This is a genomic window from Pseudarthrobacter sp. AG30, assembly GCF_003116525.1.
In the GTDB taxonomy this organism is placed as follows: Bacteria; Actinomycetota; Actinomycetes; order Actinomycetales; family Micrococcaceae; genus Arthrobacter.
Window position 1 is genome coordinate 169,701 of sequence record NZ_QEHL01000008.1, and the last position, 22,658, is coordinate 192,358.

The 22,658-nt window shown below is 67.8% G+C and carries 17 protein-coding genes and 1 tRNA gene; 8 read left to right on the forward strand and 10 right to left on the reverse strand.

Going from position 1 to position 22,658, the window contains the following annotated elements; genetic code table 11:
* Positions 1–152 precede the first annotated feature (152 nt).
* The 6 genes from rho to argS form a co-directional block, all read right to left on the reverse strand.
* Positions 153–2,279 (reverse strand): transcription termination factor Rho, encoded by a 2,127-nt coding sequence (gene rho, locus DC347_RS08565; RefSeq protein ID WP_109045062.1) that lies wholly within the window; start codon positions 2,277–2,279, stop codon positions 153–155.
* 297 nt (positions 2,280–2,576) lie between these two features.
* Positions 2,577–3,551: a homoserine kinase gene (gene thrB / locus DC347_RS08570; RefSeq protein ID WP_109045063.1), complete on the reverse strand. Its 975-nt coding sequence runs from the start codon at positions 3,549–3,551 to the stop codon at positions 2,577–2,579.
* A 2-nt stretch (positions 3,552–3,553) separates the two neighbouring features.
* On the reverse strand, positions 3,554–4,660 hold the full coding sequence (gene thrC, locus DC347_RS08575; protein WP_109045064.1) for a threonine synthase: 1,107 nt from the start codon (positions 4,658–4,660) through the stop codon (positions 3,554–3,556).
* Positions 4,661–5,977: a homoserine dehydrogenase gene (locus DC347_RS08580; protein WP_109045065.1), complete on the reverse strand. Its 1,317-nt coding sequence runs from the start codon at positions 5,975–5,977 to the stop codon at positions 4,661–4,663. It abuts the gene before it with no gap.
* A complete protein-coding gene (gene lysA / locus DC347_RS08585; protein ID WP_109045133.1) occupies positions 5,978–7,447 on the reverse strand; it encodes a diaminopimelate decarboxylase in 1,470 nt (489 codons plus the stop codon). It lies immediately after the preceding gene.
* Positions 7,448–7,452: 5 nt separating this feature from the next.
* Complete coding sequence (gene argS, locus DC347_RS08590) at positions 7,453–9,117, reverse strand: arginine--tRNA ligase (protein ID WP_109045066.1); 1,665 nt, start codon at positions 9,115–9,117, stop codon at positions 7,453–7,455.
* 143 nt (positions 9,118–9,260) lie between these two features.
* Between argS and DC347_RS08595 the strand changes: the two genes are divergently transcribed.
* The 4 genes from DC347_RS08595 to DC347_RS08610 all read left to right on the forward strand — a co-directional run bounded on the left by DC347_RS08595 (position 9,261) and on the right by DC347_RS08610 (position 12,428).
* Positions 9,261–9,782, forward strand: coding sequence for a hypothetical protein (locus DC347_RS08595; RefSeq protein ID WP_231369808.1), 522 nt, complete (start codon positions 9,261–9,263; stop codon positions 9,780–9,782).
* 3 nt (positions 9,783–9,785) lie between these two features.
* Positions 9,786–10,658 (forward strand): FAD:protein FMN transferase, encoded by an 873-nt coding sequence (locus DC347_RS08600; protein ID WP_109045067.1) that lies wholly within the window; start codon positions 9,786–9,788, stop codon positions 10,656–10,658.
* Positions 10,655–12,241, forward strand: a complete 1,587-nt coding sequence (locus DC347_RS08605; RefSeq protein ID WP_109045068.1) for a ferredoxin--NADP reductase — start codon at positions 10,655–10,657, stop codon at positions 12,239–12,241. The genes DC347_RS08600 and DC347_RS08605 overlap by 4 nt, the downstream gene beginning before the upstream one ends.
* A 111-nt stretch (positions 12,242–12,352) precedes the next feature.
* Positions 12,353–12,428, forward strand: a tRNA-Arg gene (locus DC347_RS08610).
* Positions 12,429–12,481: 53 nt separating this feature from the next.
* On the opposite strand, the gene DC347_RS08615 is transcribed toward DC347_RS08610, so the two are convergent.
* On the reverse strand, positions 12,482–13,432 hold the full coding sequence (locus DC347_RS08615) for a cation diffusion facilitator family transporter (RefSeq protein WP_109045069.1): 951 nt from the start codon (positions 13,430–13,432) through the stop codon (positions 12,482–12,484).
* Positions 13,433–13,559: 127 nt separating this feature from the next.
* On the opposite strand from DC347_RS08615, the gene DC347_RS08620 reads away from it, so the two are divergent.
* From DC347_RS08620 to DC347_RS08635, 4 genes are all read left to right on the forward strand, one after another.
* Positions 13,560–14,612: a M4 family metallopeptidase gene (locus tag DC347_RS08620; protein ID WP_109045070.1), complete on the forward strand. Its 1,053-nt coding sequence runs from the start codon at positions 13,560–13,562 to the stop codon at positions 14,610–14,612.
* A 60-nt stretch (positions 14,613–14,672) separates the two neighbouring features.
* Positions 14,673–15,011, forward strand: coding sequence for a protealysin inhibitor emfourin (locus DC347_RS08625; protein WP_109045071.1), 339 nt, complete (start codon positions 14,673–14,675; stop codon positions 15,009–15,011).
* A 64-nt stretch (positions 15,012–15,075) separates the two neighbouring features.
* On the forward strand, positions 15,076–19,062 hold the full coding sequence (gene hrpA, locus DC347_RS08630; RefSeq protein WP_109045072.1) for an ATP-dependent RNA helicase HrpA: 3,987 nt from the start codon (positions 15,076–15,078) through the stop codon (positions 19,060–19,062).
* A gap of 28 nt (positions 19,063–19,090) precedes the next feature.
* On the forward strand, positions 19,091–20,074 hold the full coding sequence (locus DC347_RS08635) for a beta-ketoacyl-ACP synthase III (protein ID WP_109045073.1): 984 nt from the start codon (positions 19,091–19,093) through the stop codon (positions 20,072–20,074).
* 2 nt (positions 20,075–20,076) lie between these two features.
* On the opposite strand, the gene DC347_RS08640 is transcribed toward DC347_RS08635, so the two are convergent.
* From DC347_RS08640 to DC347_RS08650, 3 genes are read right to left on the reverse strand one after another with little or no spacing between them, the layout of a single operon-like run.
* Positions 20,077–20,505 carry an HIT family protein gene (locus tag DC347_RS08640; RefSeq protein WP_109045074.1) on the reverse strand — a complete coding sequence of 143 codons (429 nt, stop codon included), beginning with the start codon at positions 20,503–20,505 and terminating at the stop codon, positions 20,077–20,079.
* Positions 20,502–21,659: an NAD(P)-dependent alcohol dehydrogenase gene (locus DC347_RS08645; RefSeq protein ID WP_109045075.1), complete on the reverse strand. Its 1,158-nt coding sequence runs from the start codon at positions 21,657–21,659 to the stop codon at positions 20,502–20,504. Before DC347_RS08645 ends, DC347_RS08640 begins: the two co-directional genes overlap by 4 nt.
* Positions 21,656–22,549, reverse strand: a complete 894-nt coding sequence (locus DC347_RS08650; protein WP_018760148.1) for a sulfurtransferase — start codon at positions 22,547–22,549, stop codon at positions 21,656–21,658. Before DC347_RS08650 ends, DC347_RS08645 begins: the two co-directional genes overlap by 4 nt.
* Positions 22,550–22,658: the final 109 nt, after the last annotated feature.

Genomic DNA, 22,658 nt, shown 5'->3' on the forward strand with positions numbered 1-22,658 from the left:
GCGCGGATGTTCCGCCCCGGGAGTGGCATCGGGCCTGTCGGAGCGTTGCAGTTGACGTACGCAGTACGTCAACTGCAACGCGAAGGGGCGGGGGCGGAACATCCGCGCGGCACCCACCGCACGAACGCACCAGCGCCCGCCCCTAAACTCAGCTACTTGTCGTTATCCGACTTCGCACCAAGCGTCGTCTTCTGGACCTGCATGAGGAACTCAACGTTGCTCTGGGTTTCCCGGATCTTGTTGGTGAGCAGTTCAAGGCTCTGCTGGGTTTCGAGTCCGGAGAGGACGCGGCGCAGCTTCCACATGATCTTGACTTCTTCGGGCGAGAGCAGGTTCTCCTCGCGCCGCGTGCCGGAGGCGTTCACGTCAACGGCGGGGAAGATGCGCTTGTCGGCCAGCTGGCGGGACAGGCGCAGTTCCATGTTGCCGGTGCCCTTGAACTCTTCGAAGATGACCTCGTCCATCTTGGAGCCGGTCTCGACGAGCGCGGTGGCCAGGATGGTGAGCGAGCCGCCGTTTTCGATGTTGCGGGCGGCACCGAAGAAGCGCTTGGGCGGGTAGAGGGCGGCAGAGTCGACGCCACCGGACAGGATGCGGCCGGAGGCCGGTGCTGCCAGGTTGTAGGCGCGGCCCAGGCGGGTCATGGAGTCCAGGAGGACCACCACGTCCATGCCCATTTCCACGAGGCGCTTGGCGCGTTCGATGGAGAGTTCGGCCACGGTGGTGTGGTCGTCGGCGGGACGGTCGAAGGTGGAGGCGATGACCTCGCCCTTGACGGTGCGCTGCATGTCCGTCACTTCTTCAGGACGTTCGTCAACGAGCACCATCATGAGGTGGACCTCAGGGTTGTTGGTGGTGATGGCGTTGGCGATGGACTGCAGGATGAGCGTCTTTCCGGCCTTGGGCGGGGAGACGATCAGGCCGCGTTGGCCCTTGCCGATCGGGGCCACGAGGTCGATGACGCGGGGACCGATCTTCTTGGGGTCGGTCTCGAGGCGCAGTCGCTCGGACGGGTAGAGCGGCACCAGCTTGGCGAACTCGACGCGGTCCTTGAGTTCTTCGGCGGTCTTGCCGTTGACGGAGGTGACGCGGACCAGGGCGTTGAACTTCTGGCGGTTGGACTGCTGGTTGCGGTCTTCGCCTTCGCGGGGGGCGCGGATTGCGCCGACGACGGCGTCACCCTTGCGCAGGTTGTACTTCTTGACCTGGGCGAGTGAGACGTAGACGTCGTTGGGGCCGGGCAGGTAGCCGGACGTGCGGATGAACGCGTAGTTCTCCAGGACGTCCAGGATGCCGGCGACCGGAAGCAGGACGTCGTCCTCGGTGACCTCGACGTCGTCGACGTCGGGTCCCTGGTTGCGCCCGCGGCGGCGGTCGTTGCGGTCGCGGAAGCGGTCGTTGCGCGAGTTGTCGCGGTCCTGGCCGCCGGAGCGGTCGTTGCGGTCATTCCGGTCCCGGCGGTTCCGGCGGTTCCGGCGGCTGCCGCCGTCGGTGTCGTCGTTGTCGCGGTTGCCGTCACGCTGGCCGGCGTCGCGGCTGCCTGCGTTGTCCCGGCCGCCGTCGGAATCCCGGGCGGTGGTGTCGCGGCCGCCGCGGGTGCGGCCGCCGTCACGGCGCTCGGTGCGCTGGCCGGCGTCGCCGGACTCGGCTGCGGGGGTTTCGGTGCGCTGCTCGCCTGCCCGCTGTTCCGTGGCCGGCTGCTCTGCCGGGGTTTCCACCGGAGCCTCCTGGATGGACGCTGCAGCGGCCTCGCTGCGGCGGCGGTTGCGGGTGCGGGGCTGGCGGCGCTCCGAGGCGCCTTCCGTGCCCTCGGTGGCTTCTGCGGACACCGCAGACGGCGCTTCGGCGGCCGGTGCAGCAGCGGTTTCGACGACGGGAGCCGCGGCTGCCGGGGCAACCACACCGTCACTGACCGCGCGGCGGCTGCGGCCGCGGCCACGGGCGCGGCTGCCTTCTGCGGCGGGGGCCTCGGCGGCGGGGGCTTCCGTAGCCGCCGGGGCGGCTGCTGCGGCCGGGGCCTCGACGCTCTCCGGTGCCTTGACGGTTGCCTTGGCAGGAGCCTTGGCGGTGAGGGTTCCGGCACGGTGGGCGGAAATGGCCGAGACCAGGTCCCCCTTGCGCATGCGGGAGCCGCCGGAGATGCCGAGCTGGCTGGCCAGGGCCTGCAGCTGGGCGAGCTTGAGGCCTGCAAGGCCGCTGCTCTTGGCGGGTGCAGCCGATGATTCGGCAGCAGAAGATGTGTGGTCCACAGCTGGTGACAGCTCAGTGGTTTCGGTCACGAAGGATCCTTCCCCCTCGACGGCGTCCAGACGAGGAGCTGGACGCGATGATTTGATCTGGGCCGCAGTTCAGATCTGCAGCCGGGATTTTTCGGCCTTGCCGGTTGGATTTCGGCCAGCAGGGCCGGATACTGATTCACCTTGCGCTGCACTCTTGGAGCAACGCCGGGCTGACGGTTCAGGGGCAGTTGGATGCTGCAATTTCCTGCGACAGACCAAGCAGGCGGCACCGGAATACATTCACAGTCGGTAGATCAAAACAGCAACTGAATGCACGAGCAGATCAGATAGGCGGAATTACCGCCGGTGCATGTCCACCTTAGCACCTTCAACGTCCACTGCGAGCTTCAGTACGCGCCAGCCAATATCCGGCGTGTTGTTTGCGGTGAAGGACTCGATGAAGGCCAGGGCATCCCCTGCCTGGGCCGCGCCGTTTGCCAGCACCAGGACGGTGGGACCGGCGCCGGAGACAACCGCGGCGTAGCCGGCTTTGCGCAGGGCGCCGATCAGCGCCGCACTGGGCCGCATGGCCTCTGCGCGGTAGCTCTGGTGCAGGTAGTCTTCGGTGCCCGGCAACAGGAATTCGGGTTTTTGGGTGAGCGCGTGGATCAGCAGTGCTGCACGGCCGGAATTCATCGCGGCGGCGTGGTGTCCCACGGACGCCGGGAGCAGGGCCCGCGCGGCCTCCGTGGAGAGTTCGAAGTCCGGTACTGCGACGATGGGAATGACGTCCCCGGCCACGGTGGCACTGGTGCTGCTGTACTGCTCACTGTCCTGCCATGACAGCGCCAGTCCGCCGAATATGGCGGGTGCGACGTTGTCCGGATGGCCTTCCAGTTCGCTGGTGAGCTGGAGGATCCAGTCCTTTCCGCGCCGGCTGCCGGCAGGCACCATGGCGTTGGCGGCAGAGACGGCGGCCACCACGGCAGAGGCGGAGGACCCGAGCCCGCGCCCGTGCGGGTTGACGTTCTCGGCGGTCACCTTCAGGCCGCCGTGGCGGTAACCCAGCCGCTCGAACGCCGCATCCATGGCGCGGATGACCAGGTGGCTGGCATCGCGGGGCAGCGTGTCGGCGCCCTCGCCGCGGAGCTCGAACAGGAGTTCGTCGGTGTCCAGGCTTTCCACGGTGAGGGTGTCGTGCAGGGCCAGGGCAAGCCCCAGGCTGTCGTACCCGGGGCCCAGGTTGGCCGACGTCGCGGGGACGCGGACGGTGACCCTCTGGCCGGGCTCAATGAGGTGCAGCCCGACGGCGGCCTGCGAGGTGGCGTCCAAGGCTACTTTTCTTCCAGTCCCAGCTCAGCGGCTACGGTGACGACGTCGTTGGGCACCTTGACCGGCTGCACGTCGCTGCCGTCCTCGGTGCGGAGGGCCCACTGCGGGTCCTTGAGGCCGTGCCCGGTGACGGTGATGACGATGGTCTTCCCGCCGGGGACTTCGCCTGCGGCGTGCTTCTTGAGCAGGCCCGCCACGCCGGCTGCGGAGCCGGGCTCGACGAAGACGCCTTCCCTGGCGGACAGCCAGCGGTGGGCGTGCAGGATTTCCTCGTCCGTGACGGCGTCGATGAGGCCGCCGGACTCGTCGCGTGCGCCGACGGCACCGTCCCAGGATGCGGGGTTGCCGATGCGGATGGCAGTGGCGATGGTGTCCGGCTCGGTGATCGGGTGTCCGGCGACGAAGGGTGCGGCTCCGGCGGCCTGGAAGCCCCACATGGCAGGCGTCCTGGTGGAGACGGCGGGCAGCGTCCCGGCGGTCTCCGACTCAAACGGTGCTGAGTACTCCTTGTAGCCCTTCCAGTAGGCGGTGATGTTGCCGGCGTTGCCCACTGGCAGGACGTGGATGTCCGGGGCGTCGCCCAGGGCGTCCACCACTTCGAAGGCGCCGGTCTTCTGGCCCTGGATGCGGGCAGGGTTGACGGAGTTGACCAGGAAGACAGGGTAGGACTCCCCCAGCTTGCGGGCGATGTCCAGGCAGTTGTCGAAGTTGCCGTCAACCTGCAGCAAGGTGGCGCCGTGCGCGATGGCCTGGCTGAGCTTGCCCATGGAGATCTTGCCTTCTGGCACCAGGACGGCGCACTTCAGCCCGGCGGCGGTGGCGTAGGCGGCAGCGGAAGCCGAAGTGTTTCCGGTGGAGGCGCACACCACGGCCTTGGCGCCGGAAGCCACTGCGGCTGTCATGGCCATGGTCATGCCGCGGTCCTTGAAGGATCCGGTGGGGTTCATCCCCTCCACCTTCAGGTAGACCTGGGAGCCGGTGAGTTCGGAGAGCTTCTGCGCGTGGACCAGCGGGGTGCCGCCCTCGCCCAGGGTGATGACCCTGGTGGACTCCGTCACGGGCAGACGGTCAGCGTATTCGCGGATGACGCCGCGCCATTGGTGAGCCACTTAGACTCCTTCTACCCGCAGAACGGATGTAACTGAATTGATGACGTCCAGGCCCTTCACGGCCTCGACGGTGGCTGCGAGGGCAGCCTCTGACGCGCGGTGGGTGACGATCCGCAGCTCGGCCGACTCCACGTTGGATTCGGCGTCGCGGTGGATGGTTTGCCGCATGATTTCGATGGATACGCCGTGCTCGGCAAAGAGCTGGGCGATCCGGGCCAGCACGCCCGGCTGGTCCGCGACGTCCAGCCCGATGTAGTAGCTGGTGGTCGCTGCCTCGATGGGCAGCGCCGGGACGTGGCCGGTGGTGGTCTCGGTGCGCTGCGGTCCGCCCAGGACCAGTCGCCGTGCAGCGGAAACGAGGTCTCCCATCACGGCGGACGCGGTGGGGGTACCGCCGGCGCCCTGGCCATAGAACATCAGCTCGCCGGCGTTTTCGGCCTCGATGAAGACGGCGTTGAAGGCGCCGCGGACGGCCGCCAGCGGATGTTCGCGCGGCAGCAGGGTGGGGTGGACGCGGACGGACACGCCTTCCTTGCCGTCCGCACCGGTCAATTTCTCCGCGATGGCCAGCAGCTTGATCACGAAGCCGGCGTCTTTGGCCGCGGCGATGTCCGAGGCTGTGACGGCGGAAATGCCTTCACAGTGGACGTTCTCCAGGGCAAACCGGGTGTGGAACGACAGGGACGCCAGGATGGCGGCCTTCGCCGCGGCGTCGTACCCTTCGACGTCGGCGGTGGGGTCCGCTTCGGCGTAGCCGAGGCGCTGGGCTTCGGCGAGGGCGTCCGCGAACTGGGCGCCGGTGCTGTCCATCTGGTCGAGGATGAAGTTGGTGGTGCCGTTGACGATACCCAGCACCCGGGTGATCCGGTCGCCGGAGAGGCTGTCGCGGATGGGTCGGAGGATCGGGATGGCTCCGGCGACGGCGGCTTCGTAGGAGAGCTGGACGCCGGCTTTGTCTGCCTCTTCGTAGAGCGTGGGGCCATCCTGCGCCAGGAGTGCCTTGTTGCCGGTCACCACGCAGGCACCGTTCTGCAGCGCGGAGAGGATCAGCGTACGCGCCGGCTCGATGCCGCCCATCAGTTCAATCACCAGGTCCGCGTCCTTGACCAGGGTCCCGGCGTCGGTGGTGAAGAGTTCCTGGGGCAGTTCGACGTCGCGGTGGCCGTTGACGTTGCGCACGGCGATCCCGCTGAGCTGGAGTCGTGCCCCGGCACGGGCGGCAAGGGCATCGGCGTCCTCAAGCAGGATCCGCGCAACCTGGGCCCCAACGTTGCCACAGCCCAGCAGGGCCACTTTCAGGGTTCGCATTTCCGTCATTCAGGCTCCCATGTCGCGGTTCAAAAGATCTTCTTCGGTTTCCCCGCGGACAATCAGCCGGGCAGATCCGTCGCGCACCGCGACAACGCCCGGCCGGGCCAGATAGTTGTAGTTGCTCGAGAGGGCCCAGCAGTAGGCGCCGGTCCCCGGTACGGCAAGCAGATCACCGGCTGCCACGTCCCCGGGCAGATATACATCTCTAACAACTATGTCGCCGCTCTCGCAATGTTTGCCCACCACGCGGGACAACTGCGGGGCCGCGCCGGAGGTGCGGGAGGCCAGGACAGCCGAATAATCCGCGTCGTACAGCACCGGGCGGGCGTTATCGCTCATGCCGCCGTCCACCGAAACATACCGGCGCGGATACGTAACGTTGTTGCCGCCGTCACCGCCGGCCCCGGAGGGAGCGTCCACGCGAACGGTCTTGAGCGTACCCACCTCGTACAGGGTGAAGGTGGTGCTGCCCACGATGGCGCGCCCGGGTTCGATCGAGATCCGCGGCGCGTCGATGCCCAGCTCGGCGCAGGTTGAACGCACGACGGCGGCCATCGCCGTCGCGATCTCCGCTGCGGGGCGGGGGGTGTCCACCGGCGTGTAGGCGATCCCGTAACCGCCACCGAGGTCGAGTTCCGGCATGGTGATGGAGTATTTCCCCTGCATGGCCGCCAGGAAGCGCAGCAGTTTTTCGGCAGCCAGCGCGAAGCCATCGGGTTCGAAGATCTGCGACCCGATGTGGCAGTGCAGGCCCAGCAACTCGATGCCGGGGTGGGCTGACGCCGCGGCAACTGCTTCTTCGGCTGCGGAGACGCCTGCTTCCGCGGTGGTGTCCGCTGCCATCGAGAGGCCGAACTTCTGGTCCTCGTGCGCGGTGGCGATGAACTCGTGCGTATGGGCGTGCACGCCGGGCGTCAGCCGAAGCATGACCTTGGCCTGTTCGCCGCGGGCCTGCGCGATGGCCCCGACGCGGACCAGCTCGTCAAGGCTGTCCACCACGATGCGGCCGAGCTTCATGTCCAGCGCGCGGTGGATCTCGGCATCGGATTTATTGTTGCCGTGCAGTGCTACCCGTTCGCCGGGAATTCCGGCGCGTGCAGCGACCGCCAATTCTCCGCCCGATGCGGTATCCAGGCGCAGCCCCTCCTCCTCGACCCACTTCACCACTGCGGTGCACAGGAAGGACTTCCCTGCGTAGTAGACGTCCACGCCGCCGCAAATATCGGCAAAGGCGGCGTCGAAAGAGTCCTTGAAGGCCCGGGCGCGGGAACGGAAATCGGCCTCGTCCATAACGAACAGCGGCGTCCCGAACTGCTCCTTCAGGGCGTGGACGTCCACTCCCCCCACGGTGAGTGCGCCGGCGCCGTTCCGGACCACGCTGCCGGCCCACATTGGCTGGTGGAGCGCGTTCAGGTCGGCCGGGACCTGCAGCCAATCGGGGGCCAGCGGGGACGCGGTGCTTGAGGATACCGTCACGGTGCTCACATCCGTTCCGGCGCCGAAACGCCCAGCAGGTCAAGTCCATTGGCGAGCACCTGGCTGGTGGCGTCGTTGAGCCACAGCCGCGTGCGGTTGAGGTCGGTGACCGGTTCGTCACCCATGGGCGCAATCCGGCACGCGTCATACCACCGGTGGTAGGCCCCGGCGATGGCTTCGAGGTGCCGTGCCACGCGGTGCGGTTCACGCAGTTCCGCGGCCTTGGCCACGATGGACGGGTAGCTGCCCAGGTAGGAGAGCAGTTCGTTTTCCGTGGCGTGGTCCAGCAGCGAGGCCTCGAAGCTGTCGCGGCCGTCCACTGCGCGTTCCACGCCGGCGGCCACCGCATTGCGCGCGGCGCCGCGGGAACGGGCGTGGGCGTACTGGACGTAGAACACCGGGTTCTCGTTGCTGTGCTTCTTGAGCAGCTCGGGGTCCAGGGTCAGCGGGGAATCGGCCGGGAACCGGGCCAGCGAGTAGCGGACCGCGTCCTTGCCCAGCCACTCGATCAGGTCCTTGAGCTCGATGATGTTGCCCGCGCGCTTGGACAGCTTGGCTCCGTTGACGGAGACCAGCTGGCCGATCAGGACCTCGATGTTCACCTCGGGGTCATCACCGGCAGCGGCGGCGATCGCCTTCAGCCGGTTGATGTAACCGTGGTGGTCGGCGCCGAGCAGGTAGATCTTCTCGGTGAAGCCGCGGTCCTTCTTGGACAGGTAGTAGGCGGCGTCGGCGGCGAAGTAGGTGGGCTCGCCGTTGGCGCGGACCATCACCCGGTCCTTGTCGTCGCCAAAGTCCGTGGTCCGCAGCCAGACCGCACCGCCGTCGTCGAACACGTGGCCCTGTTCGCGCAGGCGTGCCACGGCACTCTCGATCGCGCCGGCGTCGTGCAGCTCCTGCTCGGAGAAGAAGACGTCGAACTCGACGCCGAAGTCCGCCAGCGTGGCTTTGATGTCCTTCATCTGGGCTTCGTAGGCCGCAGCACGGATGACGGGCAGCGCGGCTACCTCGGTGAGCTCGCGGATGTCCGGGTGCGCGGTGAGGACCTCGTGGCCGAGATCTGCGATGTACTGCCCGGGGTAGCCACCGTCGGGCACCGGGAGGCCATGCAGCCGGTTGTAGACGGAGTGCGCAAAGGTGTTCATCTGCGACCCGGCATCGTTGATGTAGTACTCGGCCGTGACATCGGCCCCGGAGGCCCGCAGCACGCGCGCGATGGCATCCCCGAGCGCTGCCCAGCGGGTGTGGCCGATGTGCAGCGGCCCGGTGGGATTCGCGGAGACGAACTCCATGTTGACGGTGTGCCCGGCGAGCGCGGTGTTGGTGCCGTAGCTCCGGCCTGCTTCGACAATGGCCTTGGCCAGGGCACCGGCTGCCGCGGCGTCAACGGTGATGTTCAGGAAGCCCGGGCCGGCGATGTCCACCGCGGAAACACCATTGATGGACTTCAGCCGGGTACTGAGGATGGCAGCGAATTCACGCGGGTTGGTCCCCGCCGGCTTGGCGAGCTGGAGGGCGATGTTGGTGGCCCAGTCGCCGTGGTCCCTGTTCTTGGGTCGCTCCACGCGCACCTCAGCAGGAATTGCTGATTCCGCAAGGGCGATTTCGCCGGCGGCGACGGCGTCCTTGAGGCAGGCGGATATGGCGAGGGAAAGTTCTTCGGGAGTCACCCCCCTAGCCTACCGGGGGCCAGTGACAGCAAAGAATTTAACGCCGGCCGGAGCCCCCGGGTGAACCTTTCGGGCAGATCCGGCGTTGTCCAGAGCGTAGCCACTGCCGCACGGCATGACCTCCGAGTGAAACGAGAGCCTTCATGAGACCCTCCACCCGCACAAGCCCGTCCGTACCCGCAAGCCCGCCGGCAGCGGGCGGCGCCCTCCGCCGGACCCTCTACGCCGGAATCGCCGGCTTGTCACTGGCCGGAACCGTGGCGGGCTGCGCACCCTCGGCGGCCGAAGCCCCGCCGGCCACCAACGGCGCCGCCGGAAACAGCTCCGCCGCGGCATCGGGCGGCTCCACCGCATTGGCCGGCAGCGGTGGCAGCTACAAGGACGGCACCTACAGCGCGGACGGCAACTACGTTTCCCCCAACGGCACGGAAACGGTCGGCGTGCAGTTGACCCTGGCCGCGGGAAAAGTCACCGACGTGCAGATCACCCAGCACCCGTCCAACCCGAATACCCGCAAGTTCCAGGGCGAGTTCGCCGGCGGCATCGCGGCGCAGGTGGTGGGCAAGAACCTCGACGAACTCAACGTGTCCAAGGTCGCCGGCTCGTCCCTGACCAGCGGAGGCTTCAACCAGGCCGTGGGCAAGATCAAGTCGGAGGCGCAGTAGGCGGTGTCCGGAACGGACTGGGAGGGCTTTGCGTTCCAGGGGATCGGCACCGACTGGGAGATCTCCACTCCCCTGCCCTTGACGGCGGCGCTGCGGGAGAGCCTCCTGGACCGCATTGAAAGGTTCGACGCCGCGTGGTCCAGGTTCAGGGCCGACTCGCTGGTGGCGGCGATGGCACGCGCACCGGGCCGCTATCGGTTTCCCGACGAGGCCGCAGCGCTCGGCCCGCTGTATTCCACACTGTACGGTTTGACCGGTGGCGCCATGACGCCGCTGATCGGCGGCAGCCTGGAACGGCTGGGTTACGATCCCGCCTACTCGCTCCGGCCGGCAGGTCCGCCACTCCCCGCGCCCGCCTGGGAGTCGGTCCTCAGCTGGTCCGGGACCAGCCTGACGGCCAGCGAGCCGGTGGTGCTGGACATCGGCGCCGCCGGCAAGGGTTTGTTGGTGGACCTGCTGGCCGCCGAACTGGAAGGCGCCGGCGCCGGATCCTTCATCATTGATGCCAGCGGCGACCTGCTGGTCCGCGGCCCGGACCCCGTCAGTGTTGCCCTCGAACACCCCTACAACCCGGCCCAGGCCATCGGCGTCGTGGAGCTGGCCGGGCGCGCCCTGTGTGCTTCCGCGGCCAACCGGCGTGCCTGGGGCGACGGACTGCACCACGTGCTCGACGGAACAACCGGACAGCCGGTCCGGACCGCCGTCGCCACCTGGGCACTGGCGGACACCGCGGTGCTGGCCGATGCCCTGGCGACGGCGCTTTTCTTCGTTCCGGCCGGCACGCTTGAGGATGAGTTCGAGTTTTCCTGGCTGACCGTTTTTTCCGACGGCAGCGCAGCCTATTCAGCCGCCTTCGAAGGGACACTGTTCGCATGAACCCCGTGGAAACACCGCAAGCAGGCCCGCTTCCCTCCCTGGCCGGCCGGGTGGGTTCTGCCGTGGGCAAGCTCACCATGTACCCGCTGATCCTGCTGGTCCTGGCCGCCCTTGCGGCCTACAGCCTGCTGCTCGACGTGCTGGGCTGGTTGACGTTCGGCATTCCGGAGATGCTGGCGCACCTGGCCCTGTGCCTGGGACTGACCTACGCCACCAACCGTGGACTGGCAGCGGTCTTCCGGGTGAACCCCCATTCGGAGTCTTCGCTGATCACGGGGCTCCTCTTGTACTTCCTGTTCTGGCCGTCCCTGCAACCGATGGATCTCGCAGGGGTGGCGCTGGCGTGCGTGCTGGCGTCGGCGTCGAAATATGCCTTGGCATGGCGGGGGCGGCACATCTTCAATCCCGCCGCGGCAGGTGCTTTCGTCACCGGGCTCACCGGGATGAACATCGCCACCTGGTGGGCCGCGACCCCCGCCATGCTGTGGCTGGTGGTTCCCGGCGTGCTGCTGGTCCTGTACCGGACCCGCAAGGTGCTGATGGCATCGGTGTTCACCGTGGTGGCCACCGCCATCATCACCGGTGAACTGCTCCGTGCGGGCATGACGGCCGGCATGGGCGTTTACCAGGCCCTGGCCCAGCGGCCGGTGCTGTTCTTCGTGGGATTCATGCTCACCGAACCCTTGACCCTGCCTCCGCGGCGTTGGCAGCAACTGTCCCTGGCCGCCGTGGTGGGGATCCTGTTTGCCGTCCCCTACAACCTGGGAACTTTTACGAATTCGCCGGAAGCGGCCCTCCTGGCCGGCAACCTGCTGGCCTTCCTGGCGGGCCAGCGCGGCGCGGTGAAGCTGCGGCTCGCCGGCACCCGGCCGCTCACTCCCAGCACTACGGAGTTCTCATTTGTTCCGTCCCGGCCAGTCCGGTTCGTGCCCGGGCAATACATGGAACTGGATCTTCCGCATGGGAAGCGTGACGGCAAGGGGCGGCGCCGGGTGTTCAGCCTGACGGGTTCTCCGCGCGACCGGTTAGTCCGGTTCGGGGTGCGGACCGCCGGGCCGCTGTCCGGGGCCAAGAAGGCGTTGTTGGACCTGCGCCCGGGCGATGAAGTCACGGCTACGTCCGTGGGTGGCGATTTCGTCCTTCCCCGCGACCCCCACAGGCCCGTGCTCCTGGTCGCGGCGGGCATCGGTATCACCCCGTTCGTATCGCATCTGTCCGCCGGAGGACTGCGGGACCGGGATGCCGTGCTCCTGCTGCTGGCCCGGAGCGCGGACGAGGTGGCGTATGCGGACGAACTCCGCAACTCGGGCGTCAGGGTCCTGGTGCGGGTGGCCGATGGTTCCGGGCCGCCGTCGGGACTGGCTCCGGCGTTCCCCGGGCCTGAAGGTGCCGCTTCGGAGGGTGCCGGCGCCCACACACCGGGCCACAGGCTGGACGCAGGGATGCTGACCGCGCTGGTCCCGGATATCGCGGGCCGGGAGGTCTATGTGTCCGGGTCCCCGGCGAGCGTTGCCGCGCTGCGCCGCGAAGCCCGCCGGGCGGGGGCGCGCCGCGTCCACACCGACTCCTTTTCGGGCTACTGAACAGGCACCGCGGCCGGCCCCAAGCGTGCCGCCAAGGACGGTTTTCCCTTGCGGGCCACCTTCCTGCTAAGCTCTAGGACGTCCCGCCGGCAACGGCAGGAAATCCGGATTGCCCTCGTAGCTCAGGGGATAGAGCGTCTGCCTCCGGAGCAGAAGGTCGTAGGTTCGAATCCTATCGAGGGCACCACAGGAAAACCCCGCCGCTTCACTGAAGCGGCGGGGTTTTTGGTTTTCGCCGCATTAGAAACTCAGTGCGGCCTCATCCGGTGTGGCCAGCGTCAGCACGGCTTCCTCGACCGTTTCGTGGTCCTCCAGTTCGCGCTCGATCCGGCGAAGGGCCACAGCCACTTCGTGCTCAGGGTGGTCGCCCTGCAAGTCCACGGCGGCAACAAGGTACAGCTTCCGGGGCCCGACGAACTCGAGGTGCAGGTACGTGAGCCTGGCGATGTCCTGGTGCTCCAGCATCCGTCGTGCCATGGACCGTTCGATGTCCGGGGTGACGCCTTGGCCCACGAGGAAGCGCCGGTTGCGGTCGATCAGCAGGACGGCGACGACGGCGAGCAGCACCCCCACGACGATCGAACCGATGGCATCGGGCAGCGGCGAGCCGGTGACTTGGTGCAGGAACACGCCCACGAAGGCCACGACGAGTCCGATCAGCGCAGCCGCATCCTCCGCGAACACGGCCCGCAGGGTGGGGTCGGAGCTGATGAGGACCTGCTCCAGGGTGTGCCGTTCCAGCTCGTGGGCCGCCTTGCGGGTTTCCCGGAAGGCCTGGATGAACGAAATCCCCTCAAATACAAAGGCGACGGCCAGGACCACGTACGCCACCATGAAGTCTGCGGCAGGCTCGGGCTGAATAATCTCCTGGATGCCGTGCATGATGGAAACCACCGCGCCGGCGGTGAAAAGCCCAAACGCTGCGAACATCGACCACACGTAGGCTTCCCGCCCGTAGCCCATGGGATGGCCCTTGTCGCGGGGCCGGGCGGACCGCCGCTCCGCGAAGAACAGGAATACCTGGTTACCGGTGTCCGCCCAGGAATGCGCTGCCTCCGCAGCCATCGAGGCCGATCCGGAGAGGACGGCCGCCACCGATTTGGCCGCCGCCACGAGGATATTGGCCGCGAACGCGATGATGACCGTCAGCAGCGTTGAACTGGACTTGGATCGCTCTTCGGTTTGCGCCATGGGCCTACCGTACCCAACCGCACGGCTTCCGGGCGCCGGCACGGCCCATCAAGTCCGGGTACCGTGCCTACGGCCGATTGTCAGTGCCCGCTCGTAGTCTGAAAAGACCTAACTGAGGGGGTACGCCATGCATGTTCCGTTCTGTTCCATCGTTCCGCCCTACCTGTTGCGGCGGCTGGCCCGGGAGGCCGCACCGCAATACTCCGCCGCGGCGAGCGCCGCCAGGAAAGCCCTGGGACACGTCGAATCGTTCCAGGCAGCCCGCGCCCAGGGGGTGGCCACCCCAACGGCCGGGTTGCGCCAGGCACCGCCGGAACCGGTGGCGCGCAGCATTTACGACGCCGGAGGTACCGAAACACTGCCTGGCACCTTGGTCCGCGCGGAAGGTACCGCTCCGTCCGGCGACGCCGCAGCGGACGAGGCCTATGACGGGCTGGGACATACGCACCGCTTGTATGCCGAGGCCTTTGGACGGGACTCAGTGGACGGCCGCGGAATGAAGCTCGATGCCACGGTGCACTTTGGCAAGCTCTACGACAACGCTTTTTGGAACGGCAGCCAGATGGTCTTTGGTGACGGGGACGGCGAGGTATTCGAGCGCTTCACCAAATCCGTCAGTGTCATCGGGCACGAACTTGCCCACGGGGTCACCCAGTACTCTGCCGGGCTCGCCTACCGGAACCAGGCGGGCGCCTTGAACGAATCGCTGTCCGACGTCTTCGGCGCGCTCGTTGAGCAGTTCGTCAGGAAACAGTCGGCCGCCGAGGCAAGCTGGCTGATCGGCGAAGGCCTCTTTACGCCCCAGGTGCAGGGGGCAGCGCTCCGCTCCATGAAAGCGCCCGGAACAGCGTACGACGACGACGTGCTCGGCAAGGATCCACAGCCGGATTCGATGGATTCCTACGTCCGGACCAGCGCGGACAACGGTGGTGTCCACATCAACTCCGGCATCCCAAACCGCGCCTTCTACCTGGTGGCCAGCACACTCGGAGGCAACGCATGGGAGGCGCCGGGCCGGATCTGGTACGAGTCACTGACCAACGGCGCGCTGCCTGCGGCGGCCACGTTCACCGTCTTTGCCCGTGCCACGGTGCGCGCGGCCGTGGACCTGTTCGGCGCCGGAACCAAGGAACATGACGCCGTCCGCGGCGCGTGGGAAACTGTGAGGGTCAAGGTTTAGCCACTGTTCCGGCGTGCCGGCCTCCGGCCGCCGGAACGTCCGAAAGCCCGGGGGCCTGCAATGAAGATCAAGGTGGAGCGCAGCGGCGGGCTCGCGGCTGCCACCAGGGTGTGGACCGTCGATGCCCGGACGGACAGCGACCTCAGCCAATGGCAGCCCATTCTTGAGGCTTGCCCGTGGGACACCGTTCCCAGCACCAGGCGGGCAGCGGCCGCCGCCATCGACTCGCCGCAGCCGGACCGCTTCATCTACGCCATCACTGCCGGCCGGCGCAGGGCGGCCCTTCCGGAACAGGCCCTCACCGGTCCCTGGCGGATCCTGGTGGACACAGCACGGGCTGCGGCGGAGGAGTCCGGTGGCGGCGCACGTGCCGCGGACAGTCCGGAAGAGCCCGCCTAACCGCCGGGCTGCGGGCCGGCCCCGGCCGATCGCTCCGCCACGCAGCAGTAGACTGTCTGCAGCCATGACTTTTCATATTTCCTATCCCGCCGAGCTGCCGGTTTCCGAGCGCCGCGAGGACCTGATGGCAGCGATCGCCGCCAACCAGGTGACCATCATCGCCGGCGAGACCGGCTCCGGAAAAACCACCCAGATCCCCAAGATGTGCCTGGAACTGGGGTTGGGCGAGAAGGGCCTGATCGGGCACACGCAGCCCCGCCGGCTGGCCGCGCGCACCGTGGCCGAGCGCATCGCAGAGGAACTGGGCGTGGAGATCGGCCAGGAGGTCGGCTTCCAGGTGCGGTTCACCGGCGAAGTCAGCAAGGACACCAAGGTCAAGCTGATGACCGACGGCATCCTCCTCGCCGAGATCCAGCGGGACAGGCTGCTGCGCAAGTACAGCACCATCATCATTGATGAGGCCCACGAGCGAAGCCTGAACATCGACTTCATCCTGGGCTACCTCAAGCGGGTCCTCCCGCAGCGGCCGGACCTGAAGGTCATCATCACCTCGGCCACCATCGATCCTGAACGGTTTGCCAACCACTTCGGCAGTGCGGACGCACCGGCTCCCATCATCGAAGTCTCCGGCCGCACGTACCCCGTGGAAGTCCGATACCGTCCGTTGTCGCAGCCGAAATCCGATGAGGACGACGCCTCGGACGACGAACTTGAGGAAGACCGCGATCCCCTGGATGCTGTCTGCGACGCCGTCGACGAACTCGCGGCGGAGGCTCCCGGGGACATCCTGGTGTTCTTTTCCGGGGAGCGTGAAATCCGTGACGCAGCGGAGGCGCTGCAGCCACGCATCCAGGCCAACCGCAGGCTGGCCAACACCGAGATCCTCCCCCTGTTTGCCCGCCTGAGCCTGCAGGAGCAGCACAAAGTGTTCCACCCGGGCAGCAAGCGCCGGATCATCCTGGCCACCAACGTGGCCGAAACATCGCTGACGGTTCCAGGCATCAAGTACGTGGTGGATACGGGAACTGCCCGTATCTCCCGCTATTCGCACCGCACCAAGGTCCAGCGCCTCCCCATCGAGCGTGTCTCGCAAGCGTCAGTGAACCAGCGCTCCGGCCGGTGCGGACGCGTGTCCGACGGCATCGCCATCCGCCTCTACTCCGAGGAAGACTTCGAGTCCCGGCCGAAGTTCACGGATCCGGAGATCCTGCGGACCAACCTCGCCGCCGTGATCCTGCAAATGACGGCCATGGGCGTGGCCAAGAGCCCCAAGGACGTTGAGGACTTCCCGTTCGTCGAGCCCCCGGAGACGCGGGCCATCAACGACGGCGTCACCCTCCTGCGCGAACTCGGCGCACTGGCCCCGGCCAGGCCGCAGCACGCATCCGGCACCCCGGAGGCCGGCACCAAGGGCGGGGCCAGGGGCAGCGGCCTCACCGCCGTCGGGCAAAAACTCGCCCAGCTGCCGGTGGACCCCCGCCTCGGCCGGATGATCGTGGAAGCCGGGAAACGCGGCTGTGTCCGCGAAGTCATGGTCCTGGCCGCCGCCCTCACCATCCAGGACCCGCGGGAGCGGCCCACGGACAAACAGCAGCTGGCAGCGGAAAAGCACAACCGCTTCCGCGATGAGAATTCCGACTTCACCGGCTTCCTGAACCTCTGGAACTACCTGCAGGAGAAGCAGCAGGAGCTGTCCTCGTCGGCGTTCCGCCGCCTGTGCCGCGCCGAGTTCATCAACTACCTTCGGGTCCGTGAATGGCAGGACCTCTTTGCCCAGCTGCGTCAGCTCGCCCGGCCGCTGGGCATCACCCTGGACAACAAGCGCCTCACGGATCCGGTGGGCAACCATGACGGCATCCACATCAGCCTGCTCTCCGGGCTCCTGAGCCACATCGGAATCCTGGACGAACGCAAACGCGAGTACGCCGGCGCCCGCGGCAGCCGGTTCGCCATTTTCCCGGGCTCAGCGCTGTTCAAGAAGTCCCCCACGTTCGTGATGGCGGCGGAGCTGGTGGAGACCAGCCGGCTGTGGGCCAGGGTGGCAGCGAAGTTTGATCCGGTCTGGGCAGAGCAGGTGGCGCCGGACCTGGTGAAGCGCAGCTACAGCGAACCGCATTGGTCCACCAAGCAGGGCGCCGTCATGGCGTACGAAAAGGTCACCCTTTACGGCGTGCCCATCATCGCCCAGCGGCGGATCAACTACGGCCGCGTTGACCCGGTGGTGGCCAGGGAGCTGTTCATCCGGCACGCACTGGTGGAGGGCGACTGGCGCACCCACCACAAGTTCTTCCACCGCAACCGGGCGCTGCTGCATGAGGTCGAGGAACTCGAGGCGCGCATGCGGCGCCGGGACCTGATGGTGGACGATGAAACGCTGTTCGATTTCTATGACGCCCGGATCGGCGCCGACGTGGTGTCCGAGCGCCATTTCGACAAATGGTGGAAGGACGCCCGGCGCGATAACCCGGACCTCTTGGACTACGACAAGTCGCTGCTGCTCAGCGACGACGCCGAGGACCTGGACGAGTCCGCCTATCCGAAGACCTGGCTGCACAAGGGCTTCGAACTCCCGTTGACGTACGAGTTCCATCCGGTGGCCCCGGGCGGATTGCCCGACCCCTCCGACGGTGTCACGGCCGAGGTGCCCGTCCTGTTCTTGAACCAGCTCGACGATGCTCCCTTCCGCTGGCTCATCCCGGGCCAGCGGGTGGAGCTGGTGACTGCCCTGATCAAGTCGCTGCCCAAGCAGGTCCGGAAGAATTTTGTTCCGGCCCCTGACGTTGCCCGCCAGGCGGTGGCGCTCCTCGAAGCGGACTTCGACCCCGCCACGGATGAGCTGGAGCCGTCGCTGGAGCTGGCACTGCGGCGCCTCCGCGGCGCGGTCATCCCGCCCGGCTCCTGGAACTGGGATTCCGTGCCAACGCACCTGCGCGTCAGCTTCAAGGTGGTGGACAGCAAGGGCAAGGTCCTCGGCGAGGGCAAGGACCTTGCCGCCTTGCAGGAGCAGCTGGCACCGGCAACGCGGCGTGCCATTGCCGAATCGCTCGGCGCCACTCCCGCGACCACAGCGCCAGGCGGTACAGGCCCTGCGCAGCGCCGGGGCGGCAAGGCGTCCGACGACGGCCCGGCGGCCCGGCAGCAGGCCCCAGGAGTGCCGGGGCAGCACGCCGCGGCCGGGTTCGTGGAGCAGGACGGCTTGACGGAGTGGAGCTTCGGCGCGATCGAGCGCCAGGTCAGCAGCATGGTCAAAGGCCACACCGTCACCGGCTATCCGGCGCTCGTGGACCAGGGCCAGTCTGTTTCCCTCCGCGTCTTCCAAACCCCGGAGGAACAGCTCGAGGCGATGCGCGGCGGCGTCATCAGGCTGCTGGCCCTGCGCGTTCCAGCCCCGGACCGCTACGTCCTGGAGCACCTGAGCAACACGGAGAAGCTCACCTTCAGCCAGAACCCGCACGGTTCGGTCTCGGCCCTGATCGCTGACTGTGCGCTGGCGGCCATCGACAAGCTCACGCCGGTGGACCTGCCATGGGACCGCACGGCCTTCGATTCACTGTATGAGGTGGTCCGCGCCGAACTGATCGATACGGTGTTTACCGTGACCGCGGTGGTCGAACGCATCCTGGCGAGCACCCGCCGGATTGAAAAACAGCTCAAGGGCACTACCAGCCTGGCCTTGATCAGCGCGTTGAACGACGTCAGGAGCCAGCTGGAACAGCTGGTCTACCCGGGTTTTGTAGCACGCACGGGTTACGCCCAGCTGAGCCAGCTGCCGCGGTACCTGGCCGCAATCGAAAAGCGGCTGGAGCGGCTGCCGGGGAACGTCCAGCGCGACGCCGTCAATATGGCCGTGATCCAGCGGCTCGAAGACGACTACGACGACGCCGTCTCGGCGCTGCTGCCCGGCCGCCGCGCCGGCCGGGAGTTAACCCAGGTGCGCTGGATGCTCGAGGAGCTTCGGGTGAGCCTGTTCGCCGTCGAGCTGGGAACCGCGTATTCGGTGTCCGAGAAACGCATCCGCGCGGTACTCAACAAGGCGCTCGCACCGGCCTGACGACGCCCGTCCAGAGAAGAGGAACTCAATGAAGATCACGCTTGCCCAGGGTCCTGCCGGGACAGAGCTCGCCGGCTTGGGCCACGCCCAGCCGGCGCATGTCATGGACAACCATGAACTGGAAGGCATGATGGACACGATTGACGAGTGGATCCGGCAGCGTACGGGCATCGTGACCCGGCACATTGTGGCCGAGGGAGAAACGGTGGTGGACCTCGCGGTTCCCGCTGCGCGCATGGCCCTCGCTGATTCCGGGGTCGACGCTTCCGACATCGACCTGGTGGTGGTCGCCACCACCACGGCGGCGGAGCGGTCCCCCAACACCGCGGGCCGCATCGCGGAGGCACTGGGCCTCGGCAGGGACGGCCGCGGCCCGGGAATCATGGACATCAACACCGCGTGCTCCGGCTTCGAATACGCCCTCGGCGTGGCTGACCAGGCCATCCGTACCGGAAGCGCCACGCACGCACTCGTGGTCGGGGCGGAAACCCTTTCCGCGGTCACGGACTGGACGGACCGCGCGACGGCGGTGCTCACCGCCGACGGTGCCGGCGCCGCCGTCGTCCGTCCGTCCGCCACACCGCGGGTTGGGCCGGTGGTCTGGGGTTCGGAGGCGGGCATGGCGGACGCCGTCCGGATCTCCCCGCCGGCGGGCAGGTTCTCGCAGAACGGCAGGGAGGTCCTCCGGTGGGCGTTGACCAGGGCCCCGGAGCGCGCCCGCGAAGTGGTGGCCCGCGCCGGCCTGGCCATGGACGACATCCAGGTCCTGGCAGCACACCAGGCCAACCTGCGCATCATCGAGCCGCTCGCTGAAGCCCTCGGCCTGACGGACCGGATCGTCATCACCGACGTCACCGAGTCCGGGAACACCTCCGCGGCCAGTGTGCCCCTCGGGTTGAGCAAATGGTGGCATGCCGGGCGGATCCCGGAGGATGTCCCCGCACTGCTGTTCGGGTTCGGCGGCGGCTTCACCTACGCGGGGATGGTGGCGATGACTCCCCGCAGGAGCTGAACCTACCCTTCGGGTACGAACTCCCCGTAGCCGGCCGCGCGGAGGCCTTCACGGAGTTTTTCCGCGTTGGCGTCCAGGACAGCGGGGTCCGGGTTCTGGTCTGCAGAACCGAAGTCAAAGTCGGCCATGCTCCGGGAGGGCCATACGTGGACGTGCAGGTGGTTGACCTCGTACCCGGCCACGATCAAGCCGGCCCGCCGGGCGTTGAAAATGTCCACTTGCACGGCCCCGATGCGCCGGGCAACCTCCATGACACGGGCCAGGGTCTCCGGCGATGCGTCGGTCCAGCGGTCCACTTCCTCGGTGGGAACCACCAGCGTGTGGCCATCGGCGAGCGGTCCGGTCGTGAGGAATGCGGACACGTCGTCTTCACGCCAAACGAACCTGCCGGGGATCTCACCATTCAGGATCCGGGTGAAAAGGGTGCTCATGCGTCTGCCTCCTCGGCGGCTGGCTGCAACGTGCCGGTATCCAGCACGAACCGGTATTTTACGTCTCCCGCAACCATTCGGTCGTAGGCGTCATTGAGTTCTCCGGCGGCCACCAGCTCGATGTCGGCCACCACGCCGTGCTCGGCGCAGAAGTCCAGCATCTCCTGGGTTTCGGCGATGCCGCCGATCAGCGATCCGGCGTAGGCTATCCGGCGCCGGATCAGTGAGCCCGGATTGACCGGGGGCATGGCCTCGGACGGCAGGCCCAGTTGGAACAGCGCCCCGTCGACCCGCAGGGTCCGGAAGTACGGGTTCAGGTCGTGCGGGGCGGCAACGGTATCGATAATGAGGTCGATGCTCCGGTCGGCACCAGCCATGGCCGCGTCGTCCCGGGACAGCACAACCCGGTCCGCACCCAGTTCCAGGGCGGCAGCAGTTTTCGCCTCGGACGTGGTGAATACCACCACGGTGGCACCCATGGCTTTGGCGAGCTTGACGGCCATGTGGCCCAGTCCGCCGAGGCCCACCACGCCCACGACGTCGCCTTCCTCCACACCGAAATGCCGCAGCGGGGAGAACGTGGTGACGCCTGCGCAGAGCAGTGGCGCGGCGGCGGCCGGGTCCAGGGAAGCAGGGACATGAAGGACGTACCGCTTGTCCACCACGATGGAGGAGGAGTATCCGCCCTGGGTGATGGCGTCGCCGTTCCTCCGGTCCTTGGCGCCGTAGGTTCCGGTCATCCCGTTTTCGCAGTACTGTTCCAGGCCGTCCAGGCAGCTCCCGCATTCGCGGCAGGAGTCCACCATGCAGCCCACGCCCACGCGATCGCCGATGGCGAAGTCGGTGACGCCGGCACCAGTCCGGCTGACCGTTCCCACGATCTCGTGCCCGGGAACCAGTGGATAGGCCTGCGTGCCCCACTCTCCGCGGGTGGCGTGCACATCCGAATGGCAGAGCCCGCAGAATTCAATGGCGATCTCGACGTCGTCCGGTTTGGGAATGCGCCGGGCCACGGTCAGGGGCACGAGCCCGCTGTCCCCGGAGGTTGCGCCGTAGGCGCCGGCCAGCCGTCCGCCGTCCTCCGCCGGCCGCGGGTCGGCGGCGGCCGCAATAGGTTGGGCGAGGGGTGGCGGCACGGGGCGTCCAGGTGTCATGGTCCGACGCTACCCTTGCCGTCGGCGAAGTTTCCAGCCGGGGCGCCGGTGCCTCCCGGTTCCGGACCGGTCGCCACCGGCAGGCCGGGGCGGTTGGACCATTCCGAGAACGACCCCGGATAGAGCGCAGCCGTGAAGCCGGCCAGTTCCAGCGCGGCCACCTGGTGGGCCGCTGTGACGCCGGACCCGCAGTAGACGGCGATGGGCAGGTCACCGCCGGCCCCGAGGGACTCGAACCTCCGGCGCAGCTCTGCCGGTGGCAGGAAGTACCCGGAATCGTCCACGTTGTCCGCCGTGGGCGCGCTGACCGCTCCCGGAATGTGCCCGGCCCGCGGATCAACGGGTTCCACCTCGCCCCGGTACCTCTCCCCCGCCCGCGCATCGAGCAACAACCCGTGGCCGGACCAGGTGGCGGCAGCGCCGGCGTCGAGCACCGGCATCCCGCCGCCGCCCAGGTCTACGTCGCCGCGGACGGTCTGGACGGGGCCGGATTCAAGGGGCAGGCCGGCCTTTCGCCAGGCGGCCAGGCCGCCGTCGAGCAGGTATGCCTCGGCAAACCCTGCGTTGCGCAGCATCCACCAGAGCCTGGCGGCCGCCATGTTGGCGCTGTCATCGTAGGCGACCACGACGTCGCCGTTCCGGATCCCCCACCGCCGCGCCGCCTCCTGGAACTGCCCGGCGCCAGGCAGCGGGTGCCTCCCGCGGTCCGGGATGGCCGGGTCCGCAAGTTCGGTGGCCAGGTCAACGAAGACAGCTCCCGGCAGGTGCTCCCGCAGGTAATGCTCGTGCCCGCGGGGGTCGCCGAGCACCCAGCGGACATCCAGCAGGACTGTTCGGTGGCCGGCGGCCCGCCGCGACTCAAGGCGGGAGACATCCATCAGCGGGTTCATGTGCACTCCTTCTGCGGATCCGGGCCGCGGCTCAGGCTTGGTGTGTGGATCTTGCCAACGGATCCCACTCTAAGCGCGCCGCGGCCGCCCGCGCGGGTAGGCTGGTCAG